10 protein-coding genes and 1 pseudogene are annotated in these 17,686 nt (G+C 67.2%); 4 read left to right on the forward strand and 7 right to left on the reverse strand.

The window, feature by feature from the left end; translation table 11 throughout:
• Window positions 1-35 precede the first annotated feature (35 nt).
• Genes ACLHZ1_RS04090 through ACLHZ1_RS04100 form a run of 3 tightly spaced genes read left to right on the forward strand, consistent with a single transcriptional unit; the run spans window position 36 to window position 2,931 of the window.
• Window positions 36-1,052 carry an amonabactin ABC transporter permease subunit 2 gene (locus ACLHZ1_RS04090; RefSeq protein WP_427261075.1) on the forward strand — a complete coding sequence of 339 codons (1,017 nt, stop codon included), beginning with the start codon at window positions 36-38 and terminating at the stop codon, window positions 1,050-1,052.
• A 14-nt stretch (window positions 1,053-1,066) separates the two neighbouring features.
• Window positions 1,067-2,131 (forward strand): amonabactin ABC transporter permease subunit 1, encoded by a 1,065-nt coding sequence (locus ACLHZ1_RS04095; protein WP_427261076.1) that lies wholly within the window; start codon window positions 1,067-1,069, stop codon window positions 2,129-2,131.
• On the forward strand, window positions 2,131-2,931 hold the full coding sequence (locus ACLHZ1_RS04100) for an amonabactin ABC transporter ATP-binding protein (protein ID WP_427261077.1): 801 nt from the start codon (window positions 2,131-2,133) through the stop codon (window positions 2,929-2,931). Before ACLHZ1_RS04095 ends, ACLHZ1_RS04100 begins: the two co-directional genes overlap by 1 nt.
• A gap of 55 nt (window positions 2,932-2,986) precedes the next feature.
• Here ACLHZ1_RS04100 and ACLHZ1_RS04105 read toward each other — a convergent pair whose 3' ends face one another.
• Window positions 2,987-3,724 (reverse strand): 4'-phosphopantetheinyl transferase family protein, encoded by a 738-nt coding sequence (locus ACLHZ1_RS04105; RefSeq protein WP_427261078.1) that lies wholly within the window; start codon window positions 3,722-3,724, stop codon window positions 2,987-2,989.
• A gap of 156 nt (window positions 3,725-3,880) precedes the next feature.
• Here ACLHZ1_RS04105 and ACLHZ1_RS04110 point away from each other — a divergent pair, with 156 nt between their 5' ends.
• Entirely contained in the window at window positions 3,881-4,825 is a 945-nt protein-coding gene (locus tag ACLHZ1_RS04110) for an ABC transporter substrate-binding protein (protein WP_427261079.1), read from the forward strand.
• A gap of 73 nt (window positions 4,826-4,898) precedes the next feature.
• On the opposite strand, the pseudogene ACLHZ1_RS04115 reads toward ACLHZ1_RS04110, so the two are convergent.
• The 6 genes and pseudogenes from ACLHZ1_RS04115 to amoB form a co-directional block, all read right to left on the reverse strand.
• A pseudogene (locus ACLHZ1_RS04115) lies at window positions 4,899-5,024 on the reverse strand (hypothetical protein); the annotation flags it as partial.
• Entirely contained in the window at window positions 5,021-6,562 is a 1,542-nt protein-coding gene (gene amoH, locus ACLHZ1_RS04120; protein WP_427261080.1) for an amonabactin biosynthesis glycine adenylation protein AmoH, read from the reverse strand. The gene amoH and the pseudogene ACLHZ1_RS04115, both read right to left, overlap by 4 nt.
• Window positions 6,559-12,849 carry an amonabactin biosynthesis non-ribosomal peptide synthetase AmoG gene (gene amoG / locus ACLHZ1_RS04125; protein ID WP_427261081.1) on the reverse strand — a complete coding sequence of 2,097 codons (6,291 nt, stop codon included), beginning with the start codon at window positions 12,847-12,849 and terminating at the stop codon, window positions 6,559-6,561. Before amoG ends, amoH begins: the two co-directional genes overlap by 4 nt.
• Before the next feature lie 14 nt (window positions 12,850-12,863).
• Complete coding sequence (gene amoA, locus ACLHZ1_RS04130) at window positions 12,864-13,613, reverse strand: amonabactin biosynthesis protein AmoA (RefSeq protein ID WP_319893212.1); 750 nt, start codon at window positions 13,611-13,613, stop codon at window positions 12,864-12,866.
• Between the two features lie 20 nt (window positions 13,614-13,633).
• Window positions 13,634-16,750: an amonabactin biosynthesis non-ribosomal peptide synthetase AmoF gene (gene amoF, locus ACLHZ1_RS04135; RefSeq protein ID WP_427261082.1), complete on the reverse strand. Its 3,117-nt coding sequence runs from the start codon at window positions 16,748-16,750 to the stop codon at window positions 13,634-13,636.
• Window positions 16,747-17,673, reverse strand: coding sequence for an amonabactin biosynthesis bifunctional protein AmoB (gene amoB, locus ACLHZ1_RS04140; protein ID WP_264786703.1), 927 nt, complete (start codon window positions 17,671-17,673; stop codon window positions 16,747-16,749). Before amoB ends, amoF begins: the two co-directional genes overlap by 4 nt.
• Between the last annotated feature and the right edge of the window lie 13 nt (window positions 17,674-17,686).

Here is a 17,686-nt window from a genome sequence, read left to right on the forward strand (position 1 = left end):
GCGTTTCTGCCGCCCCGTATTGAAGGAGTCATTGAGTGCTCAGATACCAAGCTCGGCTGTTCTGGCTCGGCGTGCTGCTGCTCTTCCTGCTGATTTGTCTGTCACTGGCCACAGGCGCCGGTGTCTATGGTGGCCGCGAGGTCGCCGGATTTCTGCTGGGCGATCCCGCCCTGGTGGCCGATGAAAAACTCGCCATGATAGTCAATACCTTGCGCCTGCCCCGCACCCTGTGTGCCCTGGTGGTGGGCGTCTGCCTCGCGCTCGCGGCCTCCATGCTGCAAAGCGCCACCCGCAATCCCCTGGCCGAACCCGGCCTGCTCGGGGTCAACGCCGGCGCCGTGTTCGCCCTGGTGATAGGGCTCACCTGGTTCGGGGTCGAATCCGCCTACGGTTACCTGCTCTGGTCCGGCATGGGGGCCCTGCTTGGCAACCTCATCGTGCTCGGCCTCGGCCTCATGGTGGGGCGCGCCAACCCCCTCAAGCTCATCCTGGTGGGGGTGGCCCTCTCCGCCACCTTCGGCGGTCTCTCCAACTTCCTGCTGCTCTCAAACAAGGTGGTGCTGGAGCAGTTCCGTTTCTGGAATCTGGGGTCCCTGGCCGCCTCGGATCTCGACGCCGTGCTCACCGTGGTCCCCTTCGCCCTGGCCGGTCTGCTGCTGACCCTGGCGCTGTGTCGCCAGCTCACCCTGATGCAGATGGGGGACACCCAGGCCCAGGCGCTCGGCATACGGCCGACCCGGGTGCGCATCGGTGTGCTCCTGGCCGCCACCCTGTTCACCGCCTGCGCCATCGCCATCGCCGGCCCCATCGGCTTCGTCGGTTTTCTCGCCGCCTACTGCGCCCGCCTGGTGGAGCCGGTGCGCCTCGCCATCCAGGTGCGCTTCTCCGCCCTGTTCGGGGTGCTGTTTCTGCTCGGCACCGACATCCTGGCTCGCTGGCTGATCCAGCCGTTCGAGCTGCCCAACGGGGTGATCCTGGCGCTGGTCGGCGCCCCCGTGCTCATCCTGGTGGTGCGCGGCGGCGGCTTCCGCTCCCTGCTGGCCGTCAAATAAGGTCGCCCTGCTCGATGAGAAATCCCATGAACAAGACTCCGCTTTCCCTCCCCTCCGGCACCTTCTCCCTGCGACTGGGGGGAGGCGCATTGCTGCTGGATCGCCGCGCCTGGCTGATCACGCTCGGGCTGCTAGTCGCCCTCATCCTGCTCTCCCTGCTGGCCCTCACCCTGGGTTCCGGCAAGATCACCATGGTGGGGGTCATACAGACACTGCTTGGCGAGGGGAGTCGACTCGACCAGGTCACCGTATTCAAGCTGCGGTTGCCGCGCATCCTGGCGGTGCTGGTGGCCGGCGCCGCCATGGGCCTCTCCGGCTGCCTGGTGCAGACCCTCATTCGCAACCGCCTCGCCACCCCGGACATGATAGGGGTCAACGAGGGGGCGTCGCTCGCCATCATCATCTTCTCCCTCTATCTGACCCTCGGCACCTGGCCCTGGTGGGCCGCGCCGCTCGGCGCCCTGTTTGCCGCCGCCGTGCTCTATGCCCTGTGCAACAAGCCGGGGGAGCAGGGCTACCTGTTCGTGGTGATCGGCATCGGCGTCTCCGAGCTGATGAGCGCCCTCGGCCAGTTCGTGATGTCCACCCAGTCCCTGGTGCACCTCACCAGCCTCTACCTGTGGAACATGGGCAACTTCGTCGGTCAGGGTTACGGCACAGTGCTGCCGGTGGGGATACTGATCCTGCTCATCTGCCCCTGGGTAGTCTACCTCTCCCGCGCCCTCGGCGTGCTGCGCCTGGGACCCGTCACCGCCCAGAGCCTGGGGGTCAATGTGAACCGGGTGCAGATCGGGGTGCTGGCCCAGGCCATCGTCGTCGCGGCCCTTGGCACCGCCATCGGCGGCCCCGTGGTCTTCATCGCCATGGCGGCCCCCATCCTCGCCTCCTGGCTCAGCCGGGATCGCATCGTGCCGCTGTGGATTGCCGCCCTGTGCGGCGCCCTGCTGCTGCTGGCGAGCGACACCCTGGTGCGGGTGCTGGCCAGCCCCCACGAGGTGGCCACCGGCATCATGACCCGTATTCTTGGCGGCATACTGCTGCTGTTCCTTCTCATCAAAGACAGACAGAGAACCGACTGATGACGCTCACCGTTAACCGCCTTCACTTCGGCTATCAGCAAAAGCCCGTCTTCAAGGACATCAACGTCACCATTCCCCAGGGCAAGCTGGTGGGGATCGTCGGCCCCAATGGGGGCGGCAAATCCACCCTGCTCAAGCTGCTGGCGGGCCAGGAGCTGCCCCAGGGCGGCGAGATACTGCTCAAGGGCAGGCCCCTTGGCAGCTATGACAAGAAGGCCCTGGCCCGGGAGCTCGCCTACCTGCCCCAGCGCCCCCTGGTGCCCGCCGGCATCCAGGTCGAGCAGCTGGTGCAGTACGGCCGCCACCCCCACCAGGGCTGGTTCAATCAGTGGAGCCTGGAAGACGCCCGCATGGTGCGCTGGGCCTGCGAGCGGATGCAGCTCGGGGAGATATTGCAGCAGAGCGCCAGTTCGCTGTCCGGCGGTCAGGCCCAGCGGGTCTGGCTCGCCATGGTGCTGGCCCAGGATGCGGACATCATACTGCTGGACGAGCCCACCAGCGCCCTGGACATAGGCCATCAGACCGAGGTGATGGAGGCGATCCACCAGATCACCGCCGAGGGCAAGACGGTGCTTATCGTCATCCACGATCTCGCCACCGCCGCCCGCTACTGCGACGAGCTGATCGCCATCGGTGAGGGGGGCATCCAGGCCATGGGCCCGGCCCGGGAGGTGGTGACCAAGCCATTGATCGACCGCCTCTACCAGACCGACGTGGACATACTGCACGCCCCCGGCGACGGCGCTCCCATCATAGTGCCGCGCCGCCGCCCCCAGGCCCCAGCCATGAAGCAGGCCTGAGATTGAGACAAAGAAACCGCCGTCTGGCACTGGCAGGAGACAAGCACCCGGCCCCTCACAGCAGCAGGGCGGTGAGCACCCCACCCGGCAGCGGCTGCCAGTGCAGGGTGGCGCGCCAACCGGCGGGCAGGGCCGGGGTCAGGGCCGTCTTGAGCTCGAGAGTGAGTGTCTGCTCCGTCATCCCCAGCCAGCGGGCGTCGAGAAAGTCAAAATAGCGCCCCACCCTGGGATGGAGCGCCTTGAACAGGCTTTCCTTGGCAGAAAACACCAGGGTGAGCCCCTCCGCCCTGCTCAGCTGGGCGGCGCTGGCCCCCGTCGCCAACCGCCCCCACTCCTCCTCATCCATGATGCCGGGCCAGAGCTGGTGCCCCTGCTCATCCCCCAGCCAGGCCTCCAGATCCAGCCCCATGCCCCCCTCTGCGGGGCGCACCCCACAGAGCGCCACCCCCAGTCCCGCCAGCACGCTGTGGCTGATGCTCCCCTCCATCCCGGCGGGCCAGAGCGGCTCCCGGGCCGCTCCGATGGCAACGCTGCATCCCGCCAGGCCAAAGGGACGCAGGGCCTCGCGGGCTGCGAGGCGCCCCGCCAGAAACTCTCCCAGCCGCTTGGGGGCCGCACGCTGCAGGCTGGCGGGCAGCGCCATGGCGTGAGCCGCGAAGCAGGCGGGGGTAAAGGCGGCGGCATCGAAGCAGACCCGTTGCAGCGACAGATGGCTGGCACCCGGCAGCGGCAGACTGTCCAGATGGCGGATAAAGCCTTGATCCGAGGCGACGGATGAGGGGAGAGCGGGCATAGAGGGCTCCTTGCCAAGAAGGGGACATGGTAGCAAAAGCTCCCCCCTCGAGGCGACAAACACAAACGACAATTGTTATCACTTACTTTTGTGGTAGCATGTTTGCGCCCGTTTGGGGTCCTGTCTCCCCCGATTTCACCAAGAAGGATGTAACAGATGAAGATCGCTTCTCCTCTGGCCGCCGTGCTGATGCTGGCCAGTCTGGTCGGCTTCCAGGCCAAGGCCGACACCGAGACCCGTCAGGTGACCGACGCCGACGGCAAGACCCTGGCGGTGCCCGCCCAACCCAAGCGGGTCGTGGTGCTGAGCGAGATCGATCTCGACAGCGCCCTGACCCTGGGGCTGCAACCGGTGGGCACCGTCAACGGTCGCGGTCAGCCCACCCTGCCCCGCTATCTGCTCGGCAAGGCGGGCAAGGGGATACAGGTGGTCGGGGATCTGGACAACCCCAATCTGGAGACCCTCATCGATCTCGAGCCAGACCTCATCCTCACCGGCCAGACCAAGCCCGAGCTCCTGGCCCTGCTCAAGGAGATCGCCCCCACAGTCGTCACCGGCCACTGGGGCGAGTCCTGGAAGACCATCTTCGAGCGCAGCGCCGACGCCATGAACCGCAGCGCCGAGGCCAAGGACTTCTTCACCCGCTATGAGGCCCGCCTGGCCGAGGCCCGCAGCAAGCTTGCCACGCACCAGGGGGAGCAGATGAGCATAGTGCGCTGGAACCCCAAGGGGCCGAGCTACATGCACGGCGGCACCTTCGCCAGCAGCGTGGTCACCGAGATGGGGCTCACCCGCCCGGCCCACCAGATCGGCGACAAGACCCCCCACTCCCCGGCCCTGAGTCTCGAGTCCCTCAACCTGCTGGACGGTGACTGGCTCGTGATCGGCACCCTCAGCACCAGCGGCGATGCGGTGGATGCCATGAAGCAGGCCGAACAGACCCCCGCCTTCCAGCAACTGACCGCCATCAAGGGCAAGCGCTTTGGCGCCGTGGACGGGTCCCTGTGGACCTCCACCGGCGGCCCCCAGGCGGCCCTCGAGGTGATCGAGGACGTCGAGCAGCTGCTGGCCAAACCCGATGCGGCCCCCATCGCCCAATAAAGTCCGCGTGATTGACGCCAAAAAGAAGCCCGCATCATGCGGGCTTCTTTGTATCCATGGCTCGGCAAGACGCCTACTCCGGCAAGGGCAGCGCCTTTCTATCCAATTTTCCGCTGCCGGTCTTGGGCAGGGCATCCAGCAGAACAAGTCGCGCCGGCACCATGTAGTGGGGCAGCGTCGCCTGCAGCCCCTTCATCATTCCGGCAAGGACAGCGCCTTTCTGTCCAGTTTGCCGCTGCCGGTCTTGGGCAGGGCATCCAGCAGAACAAGTCGCGCCGGCACCATGTAGTGGGGCAGCGTCGCCTGCAGCCCCTTGCGCAAGGCGAGGCGGTTGAGGGTCACCCCGCTTTTCGCCTCCACATAGCCCACCAGCATGGCCTCATCCCCCTCGCCCACCAGGCGCACCGCCGCCTCCTGCACCCCGGCCTGGCGGCGCAGCCCCGCCTCCACCTCGCCGAGCTCGATGCGAAAGCCCCGCAGCTTGACCTGATCATCGCGCCGCCCCAGATAAAGGAAGCGGTCCGCCCCCAGCCGCCGCACCCTGTCCCCGGTGCGATAGAGGCGATGGGTGGCAAGGCGCAGGAAGGCGGCCGTGGTGAGAGAAGGCTTGCGCCAGTACCCCTCGCACAGGGCCGGGCTCTCGATGCAGAGCTCGCCGCACTCCCCCTCTGCCACCGGCTGCCCCGTCTCGTCCAGCACCCAGTGGCGATAGCCGGGCAGGCTGTGGCTGATGGTGATCTGGCCATCAAGCGGTGGCCAGCGCACCTCGCTCACCAGGGACCAGACGGTGGCCTCGGTCGGTCCGTAGCAGTTCCACAGCCGCCGGGTGCGGGCACAGAGCTGCTCGGCCAGCCCCATATCCAGCGCCTCGCCGCCGCACAGGGCGGTGAGGGTATCGCGCCCCTGCCAGCCGGCCTTGAGCAGCATGCGCCAGCAGGCCGGGGTGGCCTGCAGCCAGTTGATGGAGGGGTCCGCCTCGAGCAGCGCCAGCATCCCCAGGGGATCCTTGTTGTGCTCGCCACCCGCCACCGTCAGCCGGCCTCCGCCCCAAAGCGGCCCCAGCATCTCCAGCAGGGAGATGTCGAAGGCCGGGGTGGTGATGAAGAGCCAGTGGCAGCTGGGTGAGAGCCCGAGCCGCTCGCGGATCCCGTCGAGGAAGCAGAGCAGAGCCCGCCGGCTGATCACCACCCCCTTGGGCTCGCCGGTGGAGCCCGAGGTGAACATCATGTAGGCGGCCAGGGCGTCATCCACCTGGGGCCAGGAGACGGGCCCTGCCGCTGCCGGCCCGTCGAGGGTACGCAGCGGACAGCCGAAGTCCGGCGTCGTCCCTTCGTCGTCACAGATCACCGCCGACAGGCGCGCCTGACGGGCGATCCCCTGCAACCGCTCCACCGGAAAGTCCGGCTCCAGCGGCACGAAGCAGAGGCCGAGGCGCAGGCAGGCCAGCAGGCTGGCCACCAGATCGGGGCTGCGGGAGAGATGGAGGCCGACCCGCTCCCCCACCGCCAGCCCCTGCAATCGGGAGGCAATCTGACCGACCCTGGCATTGAGCTCGCCATAGCTGAGCCACGGCTCATCCGATCCCCCCTCACCGATGCCCACCCCGCCCATACGGATGGCGGGAGCGAGCGGCGTGGCGGCCAGACAAGCCGCCAGCCGCGAGGCGAGGTTAGGCACCCCCTGGGGGGCGCCTCCCATGGATGGCCGGGCCGGGGCCCTCTTGGTGGTCACTGTCATAGCACGGCCTCCGTTTGGCGCACCAGCCAGTGGCGATAGAGCCGGCTGGGGGATGGATGGGCCTTGAGGGTCTGCAGGGTGAGCGGCGCCCGCTCCTGGCCAAACGCCTCGTTGAGGGCCGCCAGCAGGGCGAGCTGCTGCACCGAATCCACCCCCAGATCCATCAAGGTCTGCTGCCAGATGCCGGGCACGCCGCACTGGCGCTCCCACAGGGCCACCAGCTCGCGGGCCTCGGCCGGTGGCAGAGCCAGGCCGGGCTCCGCCCGGGTGATGGCCACCTGCGCCCTCGCCGGGGACTGTGCCACCGCCACTCTGGCCGGCTGGCTTAGATCCGCCTGCGCCAGCCAACCGAGCTCCGCCAGCCAGTCAGCCAGCACCGCCTCGGCCCGGGCCTCGGGGATCTGATCGCCGTCGAATTCGAGGCGCAGCTGGAGCGTCTCACCCCGGCTGCTGACCACGAGCGACAGAGGCAGCTCCACCTTCTCCACCACGGCGCCAAAGCGCGGCACCAGCTGGTGGGGCTCGGGGGCGGCAGGGGCCGCCGGCATGGGGTAGTTCTCGAACACGAACAGGCTCTGGAACAGACGGGCCCGGCCTTTGGTCAGCGCCGCCAGGGACTGGGTGCCGTGCTCATTGAGGGCCATAAGATCCGACTGCAACCGGGCGATATGCTCGGCCAGGGTCAGCTCGGTGCGCCACTCCAGGGCCAGCGGCAGGCTGTTGATGTAGAGCCCGACGCTCGCGGTGATCCCCTCGATGGGATAGTCCCGTCCCGGGGTCACGTTGCCCACCAGGGTGACGGCATCGCCAGAGCGACGTGCCAGCAGGCGATGCCAGGCATATTGGGCCAACAGGCCCGCGGTCACGCCAAGCTCGCGGGCACGATGGGCGAGCAAAGCCGCCACCTCGGCCGGCAGCGCCGTGGCGCACACCGCCGGTCGCTGCTGGGTGTGGCGCCCGCTTGAGCGAGCGTCCAGCGTCACCCCGAACAGGCAGGCGAGATCGTTAGGCTTTGTTAGCAGTTCCTCCCGCCCCTGCCAGTAAGCCTCGGCACTGCGGGCTTGGCTGGCGATATGGCCGCCAAATTCGAGCCAGGCGGTATCCGGCTCACCCTGCGGCAGCAGGCCGTTCATCAGCGCCTGATAACCGCGATGCAAGGACCCCAGCAACACGGGGCCGCTCCAGCCATCCAGCACGCCGTGATGGGCGCTGAAGATCACCTTGTGGTGATCGGGGGCCACTTTGAAGCAGGCAAGGCGCAGCAGGGGGGCCTGCTCGAGCGGGATCGGGCGGGCCAGATCCTGCTGGCGATAGGCCTGGACCCGAGCCTCTGCATGTCCCACTTCAGACAAGTCCTCATAGTGGAATGGCAACTCGGCACGCTTGAGAATGCGCTGCAGCGCGACCCCGTCCGCCAGCACCAGTTCGCTGCGAAGGGCCGGCCAGCGGGCGATCTGCCCCTGCCAGGCCTGACGGTAGACCGCCACGTCCAGCGGCTGGTGATAGTCAAACTCGGTCTGCAGGTGATAGGCGTGATCCCGGGGCAGCAGCGCCCTGTGATGGAACATGCTCTGCTGCAGCGAGGTCATGGGCAGCAGGATCTCCACCTCACGCCCGCTCAGCACCCGATCGAGCGCGGCTTGTGAGAGGCCAAGCCCCGGGAAGTCGCTCGGGGTGTGACGCGGGGCCTTCTGGGCGCAGCAGTGCTCCACCAACGCCGTCAGGTTGTCCGCCAGCCGCGCCATCAGGGCGTCGCTCCCTTGCTGGTTGAGGGCGCCCACCTGGCGCAAGGTGAGGCGGCCATCAAACACCCCACCGTGCAGGCTGACCAGCTCGCGCGGCAAGTTGTCGGGGGAACTGGGTGCCCCCGGTGCCAGCGGCAGGGGCTGCCAGGGCTGAGCGGCCTCGCCCTGATGGCTGACCCCCAGGTAGTTGAAGACGACCAGGGCCTGGGGCAGCTCAGACCCACGGGGATGGTGCAGCCGCAGGGCGTTGAAGCCCACCCCCTTGTCCGGCACGGCGCGCAGCCGCTCCTTGGTGGCGCACACCAGCCCATCCCACTCCTTGGCATCCGCCAGCGCCAGCGGGTAGGTGCTGGTGAACCAGCCCAGGGTGCGGCTCACGTCGAGTTCGGCATCGATGGCCTCACGGCCGTGTCCTTCCAGCATCACGCAGTGACGGCTGCCGTAACCCTGCTCGCTCAGGGTACGAGTCAGTGCCGCCAGCAGCAGGTCGGGCACCTGAGTGAAGTAGGCCTGGTTGGCGGTGTCGATGAGCCGGGCCGTGGTCTCCTGACTCAGTTGCAGCAGGCTGGCGGCGGCGCGGCCATCGACGGAACGCGCCGCTTCCAGCAGGTGACCCTGGCTGCCTTCCCCCTGCGCCAGCCAGAAGCCAAGCTGATCCTCTTCCCGTTTGGCGTAGACCGCGAGCCCCTCACCCCACTGGCGATAGCTGCTGCCCTTGGCGGGCAGCGGCTCGCTCCTGCTCACCCGGACCAGATCCTCGGCCAGAATGCGCCAGGAGACGGCATCGATGACCAGATGATGGAAGGCGAGGAAGAGCCCCTCCACCGTCTCGCGATCGCCCGCCCGCTCACCTTCCAGAGAGAGATTGCGCAGGCGGGCCCAGGCCAAAGTGTGGCCGCTGGCAGGGTCGAAATCTCCCTGCAGCTCGGTCAGGCGGGCCTGCAGCCCGGCCTCATCGAGGCTGCCGGCATCCAGGGTCGGCAGCGGCGGTAATGGCAGTTCGGCCAGGTAGCGCTGGCCGGTCGGGGTCACCGCCAGACGCAGGGCATCGTGGTGCTGGCGCAGGGCATTCAGCCAGCCGCGCAGGGCCTCATCGTCCACCCCGGCCGGCAGGCGCAGGATCACCCCCTGGTTCCAGTGACCGGGCCTGGCAAAGCCCTGCTCGAAGAACCAGTGCTGAATGGGGTGGAGCGGAAACTCGCCGGTCAGGCTGCCCTGCTCGCTCCTGTGGCTGACGGCCTGCTGCTGGCCGAGCTGGCGGCAGAGGCGGCGTACCGTCTTGGCTTCGAACACGTCCTTCACGCTGCAGTGCAATCCCGCATCCCGCAACCGGGTGGTGAGCTGAATGCTGAGGATGGAGTCACCGCCTAAGCGGAAGAAGTCATCCTCCACCCCGAGGGGCTGCTTGAGCACCCCTTGCCAGATGGCGAGCACGGTCTGCTCCAGTTCGTTTTGCGGCTCGCCCTTGCTCTGCTGCCAGACGATGGCGGGCAGGCGGCGCAAGTCCAGCTTGCCGTTGGGGGTGAGCGGCATCTCGGGCAGCCAGCAGAGGCGCGCCGGCACCATGTATTCGGGCAGGCACTCGCCGGCCCGCTGCAGCAGGGCATCGCCGTCGGGCTCCCTTGCCCCGGCCTGCAAACAGGCGTAAGCGAGCAGGCGCCCCTCCTGCACCACCACCTTGATCTGGCGAATGGCTGGGCACAATTCGGCAAGCCGGGTCTCTATCTCCCCCGGCTCGATGCGATAGCCGCGCAGCTTGATCTGCTCGTCTATCCGACCCAGATACTGGATGTTGCCATCACGGCGCAGCAGGGCCCGATCGCCGGTGCGATAGAGGCGATGGGTAGGTTCATCATTCGTTGCATCAAAGGCCAGCTCGATAAAAGCCTCTTGGGTGCGCTCTGGCAGATTGAGATAGCCGCGGGCTAGCCCCAGCCCCGCCAGACAGAGCTCGCCGGGCACCCCCACCGGGCAGAGGTTGCCCGCCTCGTCCAGGATCAGCGCCTTCAGGTTGTTGACCGGTCGACCTATGGTGATGGGCGCGCCCGGGGTGAGCCGCGCGCAGAGCGCGGTGACGGTACACTCGGTCGGGCCGTACATGTTGAATAGCGCCACCCGCTCCCCCCAGCGCTCCACCAGGCTGCTCGGGCACGCCTCGCCGCCAAAGCCGATGGCCTTGAGGGAGCCGAGATCCGCCGGGGGCAATAGATTCGCCAACAGCGCCGTGGGCAGGATCATATGGCTGGCACCGCAAGCGATCGCGGCACCGATCACCCCCTCGCCCGGCTCGCCGAAGTGCAGGGCCGCGCCGCAGTAGAGCGGCAGCAGGGTGGTCATGTTGCCTGCATCGAACGAGAGGGACATGCAGTTGAACATGGCGCCATTCTGATCAAGGGCGATGCGCTCGCCGTGATCCGCCATCAGGTTGACCAGGCTGCCCTGCTCCACCATGACCCCCTTGGGCAGGCCGGTGCTGCCGGAGGTGTAGATGATCTGGGCCAGCATGGCGGCGTCCCGAGGCAGTGCGGGCGTGCTGGTTGGCATCTTGTCCAGCACCAGCCCTTGCAGATCGTGATATTCGGCCGTCGTGCCCGCCAGCGCCTCGCCAAGCCGCGGATCCGGCACGCCACCCAGCACCAGGCTGATGGATGCATCGCCAAGGATATGGGCCAGCCGCTCGGCGGGATAGGCAGGATCGAGCGGTACATAGGCCGCCCCCGCCTTCCAGCAGGCGAGCAGGGCGATGACGAAGGCCACATCGCGCCTGGCCTGGATGCCGATGGCGGCGCCCGGGGTGACGCCCTGAGCCTGCAGCCAGTGGGCCAGCCGGTTGGCTAGCACCTCCAGCTCGCCATAGGTCAACGATTGCACACCGTCGCTCACCGCCAACGCGTCCGAGCACTTCCCAACGCGCCGCTCGATATGACAGAGCAGGGTGTCGCGACTCGGGTAATCCGGCGGCAGGTCTGCAAGCTCGGCGGCCAGCGCTGCCTGGTCGGTGCCCGCCTCCAGCGGCAACTGCCAGATGTCGGTCTCGGGGGCCGCCACCACGGCGCGCATCAGGTGCAGCAGGCGATCGGCATAAGCCTGGATGGTCTCTCGCTCGAACAGGGCGGTGGCGAACAGCCAGTCCACTCTGACCGAATCCATCAGCTCGGTCACCTTGACCGAGATGTCGGTCTTGGCCGGCAGCACAGGCGAGGTCTCCTCCACCAGCTGGCAGCCGGGGATGAGAGCGTTGAAGTCCACCTTGGCCTGATAGACCAGCATGATCTGGAAGATGGGGTTGATGGCGGTGGTGCGATCGGCGCCGATGGCCTCGGCCAGCGCCTCGAAACGGTAGAGCTGGTGATCGAAGGCCGCCAGATCCTCCTCCCGGCACTGCTGCAGATAGTCGACAAAGCTGGGCTTGCCGCTCAGTTGAGTGCGCAGCACCAGGGTGTTGACGAAAAAGCCCACCAGCGACTCGATTTCGTGACGCTCGCGATAGGCAAGCGGGGTGCCGATCACCACCTCCTTCTCGCCGCTCTGGCGCACCATCAGCAAGGCAAACAGGGCGTGCAGACCGATGAAGTTGGAGGTGCTGTACCGTTGGCACAGGCGCTTGAAGCTCTCCCACAGGTCGCTCTCGATGGTGGAGAAGACCAGCTCGCCGCCGCTGTCCTGATGGGCCGGGCGCGGCTTGTCGAGCGGCAGACCGTGCACCTCGGGGCTGCCACCGAGCCGATCGACCCAGAACGGCTTGAACTCGGCGTGATAATCGAGAAAACGCGGTGAGTTGAACCAGCGGGCATAGTCGATGTAGGTGAGCGACAGCTCGCTTACCTGCAGAGGCTCGCGGTTCTGATGGGCAAGAAAGGCACGCTTGAGATCCGCGAACATGTTCTTGACCGACCAGCCGTCGGAGATGATGTGGTGCTGGGTGATCAGCAGCACGTGTTCGCGGCTGCCCAGCCGAATAAGATGCACCCGGCTGAGATCCCCCTGGGTCAGGGAGAAGGGACGGCCTATTTCTTCGCGCACCCGGCGGGCCACATAGGCCTCGCGCTCGGCTGCGGGCTCTGTGCTCACGTCCTCAATCTGCAACTTGAAAGGTGTGTGGGGCAGGATCTCCTGGGCCCCCCTGCCCGCCTCGTCCTTGATGAAGCGGGTACGCATGCTGGGGTGGCGGGCAAACAGGTGGTCGAAAGCAAATTCCAGCGCCGCCGTGTCCAGCTCTCCCTTGACGCGAAAATAGACCGGCATGTTGTAGAGGTGGGAGGCCTCCTCGTACTGCTCGATAAACCAGAGCCCGCTCTGGGACGACGAGAGCGGCCCCTGCCGGGCGCCCTCGGCATCACGTAGCGCAAGAATGGGCGCCTCGAAGGCGGCACGGGCCGCCAGGCAGCGCACCAGCTCATCCTTGTGGGTCTTGATGGTGGCACCGATGGCCGGCGTCACCGCCTCCTTGCTCGACTGGGAGATAAGCTGGCCTTTCTCGTTCAAAGCCAGCTTCACTCCCTGCCGTTCCAGCTGTTTCAACAGCAAAATCATATTGTTCATCTGTTTCTCAAGCCTCAGGCACTCAGGGTGGCGCCGCCGTCGACGACCAGATCCTGCAGCGTGATGTGGCTGGCCAGATCCGAGGCCAGGAAGAGGACGGTATGGGCGATCTCCGCCGGAGTAGCGACCTTGCGCAGGGGGATGCCGAGCTTGAACTGCTCCGGCAGCCCGGCGATGGTGCGGGCCATGGCCTCCTCGCTTGGCAGCATGCCGCGCAGCATGGGGGTATCCGTCGAGCCCGGCGACACCAGGTTGGCGCGCACGCCGAAGGGGGCCAGCTCCAGCCCCACCGTCTGGGTCAGGCTGGTGACCGCCGCCTTGGAGGCGCAATAGGCCGCCATCTGCATGCGCGGCACATGGGCGGCGTTGGAGCCGATGGTGACGATGGCACCGCGCTGCTGCCCCTTGAAGTGGGGCACCAGGGCCCGCAGCAGATAGAAGACGCCGCTGGCGTTGACCGTCATGCAGTCGTGCCAGTCATCATCGCTTAAGGTTTCGGTAGGACCGAGGTGCAGCACACCGGCCCCGTTGACCAGCACATCCAGCCCGCCGTCCGCCAGCAGCGCTGCGCAGCTGGCGTTGACCGCCTTCGAGTCACCGATATCGAGCAGCCGGGTGGCATAGGGGTAGTCGGCCTCGGGAAACGCCAGATCCAGCCCCACCACGATTGCACCGGCCGCCACGAACTGCGTCGCCACCTCGCGGCCGATGCCGCGCCCGGCCCCGGTCACCCAGACCCGCTTGCCAGTGAAATCAAAGGCCATTGCTTGTTGCTCCTTATCCATCACCACACCATCTCCACGCTCTCTTCGTCCTCGGCAAGCAGGCCGTCGAGGAAACGGCAGAAATCATCCAGGCGAGGGTGATCGAACACGTCGGAGACCTTGACCTGCACCCCGAACTCGGCGCCGAGCCGGTTCACTATCTGGATGGTCTGCAGGGACTGGCCCCCCAGTTCGAAGAAGTTGTCCGTGGGCGCCATGGTGGCGAGCCCCAGGATCTGCTGCCAGATGGCGCCGACCCGGTTCTCGGTCTCGCTGCTCAAGGTCAGGGCTTCGCCGCCCGCCTGGTAGGCGTCCAGCAGGGCCTTGCGATCCAGCTTGTTGGAGCCGGTGCGGGGCAGCTGGTCATAGTGGCGATAGTCGGTGGGGATCATGGCGGCAGGCAGCACCCTGGCCAACTGCGCCTTGATGACCCGGCTGTCGCACTCCGGCCCCGCCACGAAGGCCACCAGCCTGCGCACACTGCCGATGCTCACCCCCTGCACGCAGGCCTCGTCCACCCCGGGCAGGGCCAGCAGCTGGGCCTCCACCTCGCCGGGCTGGATGCGATAGCCGCTTATCTTGAATTCGTTGTCGCGCCGGCCAAGGTAGACCAGCCGGCCGGCCACCAGCCGCACCCGATCGCCGGTGCGATAGACGGGCATCTGCTCCGCGCCAACCCGCAGGGTGCCAAAGCTCCCTTGCACGCCCCCCACGTAACCGTTGGCCAGCTGCGGGCCGAGCAGCACCAGCTCCCCTTCCTCGGCGGGTTGCTCCCCCGCCCCCAGAATGAGCGCCTGCATGCCGGGCAGCGGCAGGCCGATGGGCAACTGGGCCTGGTTCGGGTCTTCCTGTTGCAGCTCCTGGGTGGTCACCACCACGGTCGTTTCGGTGGGGCCATAGGTGTTGAACAGGCACACATCGGAGCGGCCCTGGCGCTGCCACTGGGCCAGCTGCTCGGGGTAGACCGCCTCGCCGCCGATGATGACGGTGGTAAGCCCGGCAGGAATGTGGGCCTGACCCGCCGTCAGCGCCACCACCCACTCGTTCCAGAACGCGGTGGGCAGATCGAGGTGGGTGATCCCCATCTGCTCCACCCCGGTCGCAAAGGCGGGCATGGATTCGAGCAGAGCGTCGGTGCGCAGCACCAGGGTGGCTCCGGCGCTCAAGGTGGCGAACACCTCCTCGATGCTGGCGTCGAAGTTGAAGGGGGCGAATTGCAACATCCGCGCCTCTTCATCCAGGTGGTAGCGGCAGCGGGCGGCGGCGGCGAAGTGATCCAGCGCGCCGTGGCTCACCGCCACCCCCTTGGGCAGGCCGGTCGAGCCCGAGGTGAACATCAGGTAGGCGACGGCGCGGCCGGCGGCCGGCTGGTTCAAGCGGTTATCGCTCACCAGATCCCCCGCCAGCAGATCCCCAACCAAGAGAGTGCGCCCCTCAAACAGGCTGGCCAGCTTGTGGCGGTACTCGGCCTGGGTGATGAGGGTCTTGACCTCCCCCAGCCGCAGGATATGGCCCTGACGCTCCAGCGGCTGCTCGGGGTCGAGGGGCACATAGACGGCGCCCGCCAGCAGCACCGCCAGCTGGGCGAAGATGGCCTGTGGGGTGCGGGCCAGCATGACCCCCACCTTGTCGCCGGGGGCGACGCCTGCGGCCTGCAGGGCAGCCGCCATCTGTTCGGATCTGGCCAGCAGCGCCTCGTAGCTGAAGCGGGCCTCTCCCTGCTCCGTGCTCTGAACCAAGGCAATCTTGTGCGGGGTCTGGGCGGCGAAGTGGCAGAGCGCCTCCAGCACCGGCCGTGTCTTGATCACTTCATGGGCGGGGCCGGCGATCAGGGCCCTGACTCGCTGCTCGGCCAGCCAGTCGGCCTTGAGCGTCCCCAGGGTCTGGGCGGGCTCGGCCAGCCAGCGGCCCAGCAGGGCAAACAGGGTATCGGCGATGGCAGCCAGATCGGCCTGCTGGTAGCAGCCGGGGTTGGCGTCCAGATCCAGTCTGGGCTGGCCATCGACGCCGACCTGCACTTCGATGGTGAGATCCTCCACCGGCCCGGCGCTGATGTTGAGAATATGGGCAGATAGCGGCCCGAAGCGGCGAGCGTGATCGAACGGCATGATGTTGACCAGCGGGCCGAACAGGCGCTTGTCGCCCCCCACCAGGCCAAGGTCGCGGCGCAGCAGCTCGTAGCGGTAGTGCTGGTGCTTGCGCACCCCGCGCTTGGCCTTGGCCACGGCGCCAGCAGCCCCCGCCAGATCCAGTTCTTCACCCAGAGTCAGCGCCAGCGGGGTAATGTTCATCTGCATGCAGGGCACGGTCAGCGACGCCGAGCCGATGCGGTTCATCATCATCAGGCCGAGCAGGGTCTTATCCTGGCCGCTCGACAGCGACAGCTGGGCCGAGAGGCCGGCCAGCAGCAGATCGGGCCAGCCCAGCTTGTGCTCGTCGGCAAAGCCGGTCAGGGATTGCCAGAGCGCCGCCGGCAGCGGACGGCTCTCGCGGATAAAGTCGGCGGCAATCGGTGCGCGGGTCTCGCCAAAGGACTTCAACTCGGGCCAGCCTTGCAGCTGCTCCTGCCAGAAGGCGCGTGCTGCGTCGTTCTTGCCGCTCTGCTCGCGGCTCGCCTCTTCTGCCAGCACCTCAGCCAACGAGCCGAAGGGAGATGGGGAGTTCATCTCACCGGCCAGCCCCTCGGCATACAGTTCGGCGATGCGCTGGAACAGCAAGGTGGTGCCAAAGCCGTCGAGGGCGATGTGGTGCACGCAGCTGTAGAGATAATCGCGGCCGGGGCCGCGCAGCAGGGCGAAACGGCAGGGTGCCTCTTGGGTCAGCTCGAACGGGCGGCGCAGATCAGCCCAGGCCCAGGCGCGGGCCAGCATCTCGTCATCGCGCTCGAGGGAGACCTCTTCATAGGCCAGGGGCAGCTCATGCGAGACGAAGCAGACCGCCTCCTTATCGTCTTCGAAGTGGCCCTTGAGCGCCTCGCACTCCCCCACCGCCTTGGCAAGGGCTGCGACCAGCACGGTCGCCTCGACCTTGCCGTCGAAGGCGATGCACTCGGCGGTGTTGAACATCGCCTTGTCATCGTTCAGCAGATGTCCGGACCAGAGCCCCTGCTGGGGGATGGTCAAGGGGAAGCGGTTCATGGGGTCACCTCCAAGGCCTGGGCTGCCAGCTTGGCCTCGATGAGGCGCCACCAGCCGTTGAGGGTCGGCAGCTTGGCGAGATCCACGAAGCCGAGCTCCACCCCAGCGGCGCGCCACTCGGTGAGCAGGGCCATGATCCGCACCGAATCCAGACCGTAGTCGATGAGGTTCTCGTCGGGGTCAAACTCCCCCTCGTCCTCGTCGATATGGCTCAGCAGCCGCGCCTTGAGCCCCTCATACGTCAGCAACGGATTGGTCAGCAAGGGATTGGTGGGCTGGGCGGCAGAAGTGGAAGCCGGGGCGAGCGCCAGCACCTCCTCGCAGCGGATCACCTTGCCGCAGCGGGTCGCCACGTAGTCCAGCGCCATCTGGTGGTCGGCCAGGGAGAAATCCGCCACCCCGTCCGCCAGGAAGAAGGGCTGGATGTCGCGCATGAAGGCGTCGCAGGCGGTCATCATGCAGCCGATATGGCCGTAGATGCCGCCGATGATCAGCTGATCCCGCCCCAGCGCTTTGAGCATCTGCTCGAGCTCGGAGCGCTGGAAGGCGCTGTAGCGCCACTTGACCAGCACGGTGTCGTCCCGCTCCGGGCGCAGGGCGGCCACCACCTGCTGCTGCTCGGGTCGCTTGTTGAGACCCGGGCCCCACATGTCGTTGAGCAGGGCGCGATCTTCAGGGGATTGATCCTTGGGCTGGGCGGTGTAGAAGACCGGAATGCCGAGGGCCTTGCACTGCTTGCGCACGGCGGCCAGCTGCTCGGTGAGCGCCGCAATCAGCGGGCTGTTTTCGCCATAGAAGGCGGTGAAGTACTCCTGCATGTCGTGGATCAGCAGGGCGGCGCGCTTGGGATCCAGGGACCAGTTGACCTTGTTGGCCTTCCACTGGCTGGGCATGGCGTAATTGTTCAGGGTTGGAATAGCCATAACGTCATGATTC

The sequence above is a fragment of the Aeromonas sobria genome (assembly GCF_050266975.1).
Taxonomy (GTDB): Bacteria; Pseudomonadota; Gammaproteobacteria; order Enterobacterales; family Aeromonadaceae; genus Aeromonas; species Aeromonas sobria_B.

Coding starts and splice junctions, on each gene's coding strand:
- amoA (WP_319893212.1), bottom strand. CDS start 13,613: ATGGCCTTTGATTTCACTGGCAAGCGGGTCTGGGTGACCGGGGCCGGG.
- amoG (WP_427261081.1), bottom strand. CDS start 12,849: ATGAACAATATGATTTTGCTGTTGAAACAGCTGGAACGGCAGGGAGTG.
- amoH (WP_427261080.1), bottom strand. CDS start 6,562: ATGACAGTGACCACCAAGAGGGCCCCGGCCCGGCCATCCATGGGAGGC.
- ACLHZ1_RS04105 (WP_427261078.1), bottom strand. CDS start 3,724: ATGCCCGCTCTCCCCTCATCCGTCGCCTCGGATCAAGGCTTTATCCGC.
- ACLHZ1_RS04100 (WP_427261077.1), top strand. CDS start 2,131: ATGACGCTCACCGTTAACCGCCTTCACTTCGGCTATCAGCAAAAGCCC.
- ACLHZ1_RS04095 (WP_427261076.1), top strand. CDS start 1,067: ATGAGAAATCCCATGAACAAGACTCCGCTTTCCCTCCCCTCCGGCACC.
- amoB (WP_264786703.1), bottom strand. CDS start 17,673: ATGGCTATTCCAACCCTGAACAATTACGCCATGCCCAGCCAGTGGAAG.
- amoF (WP_427261082.1), bottom strand. CDS start 16,750: ATGAACCGCTTCCCCTTGACCATCCCCCAGCAGGGGCTCTGGTCCGGA.
- ACLHZ1_RS04110 (WP_427261079.1), top strand. CDS start 3,881: ATGAAGATCGCTTCTCCTCTGGCCGCCGTGCTGATGCTGGCCAGTCTG.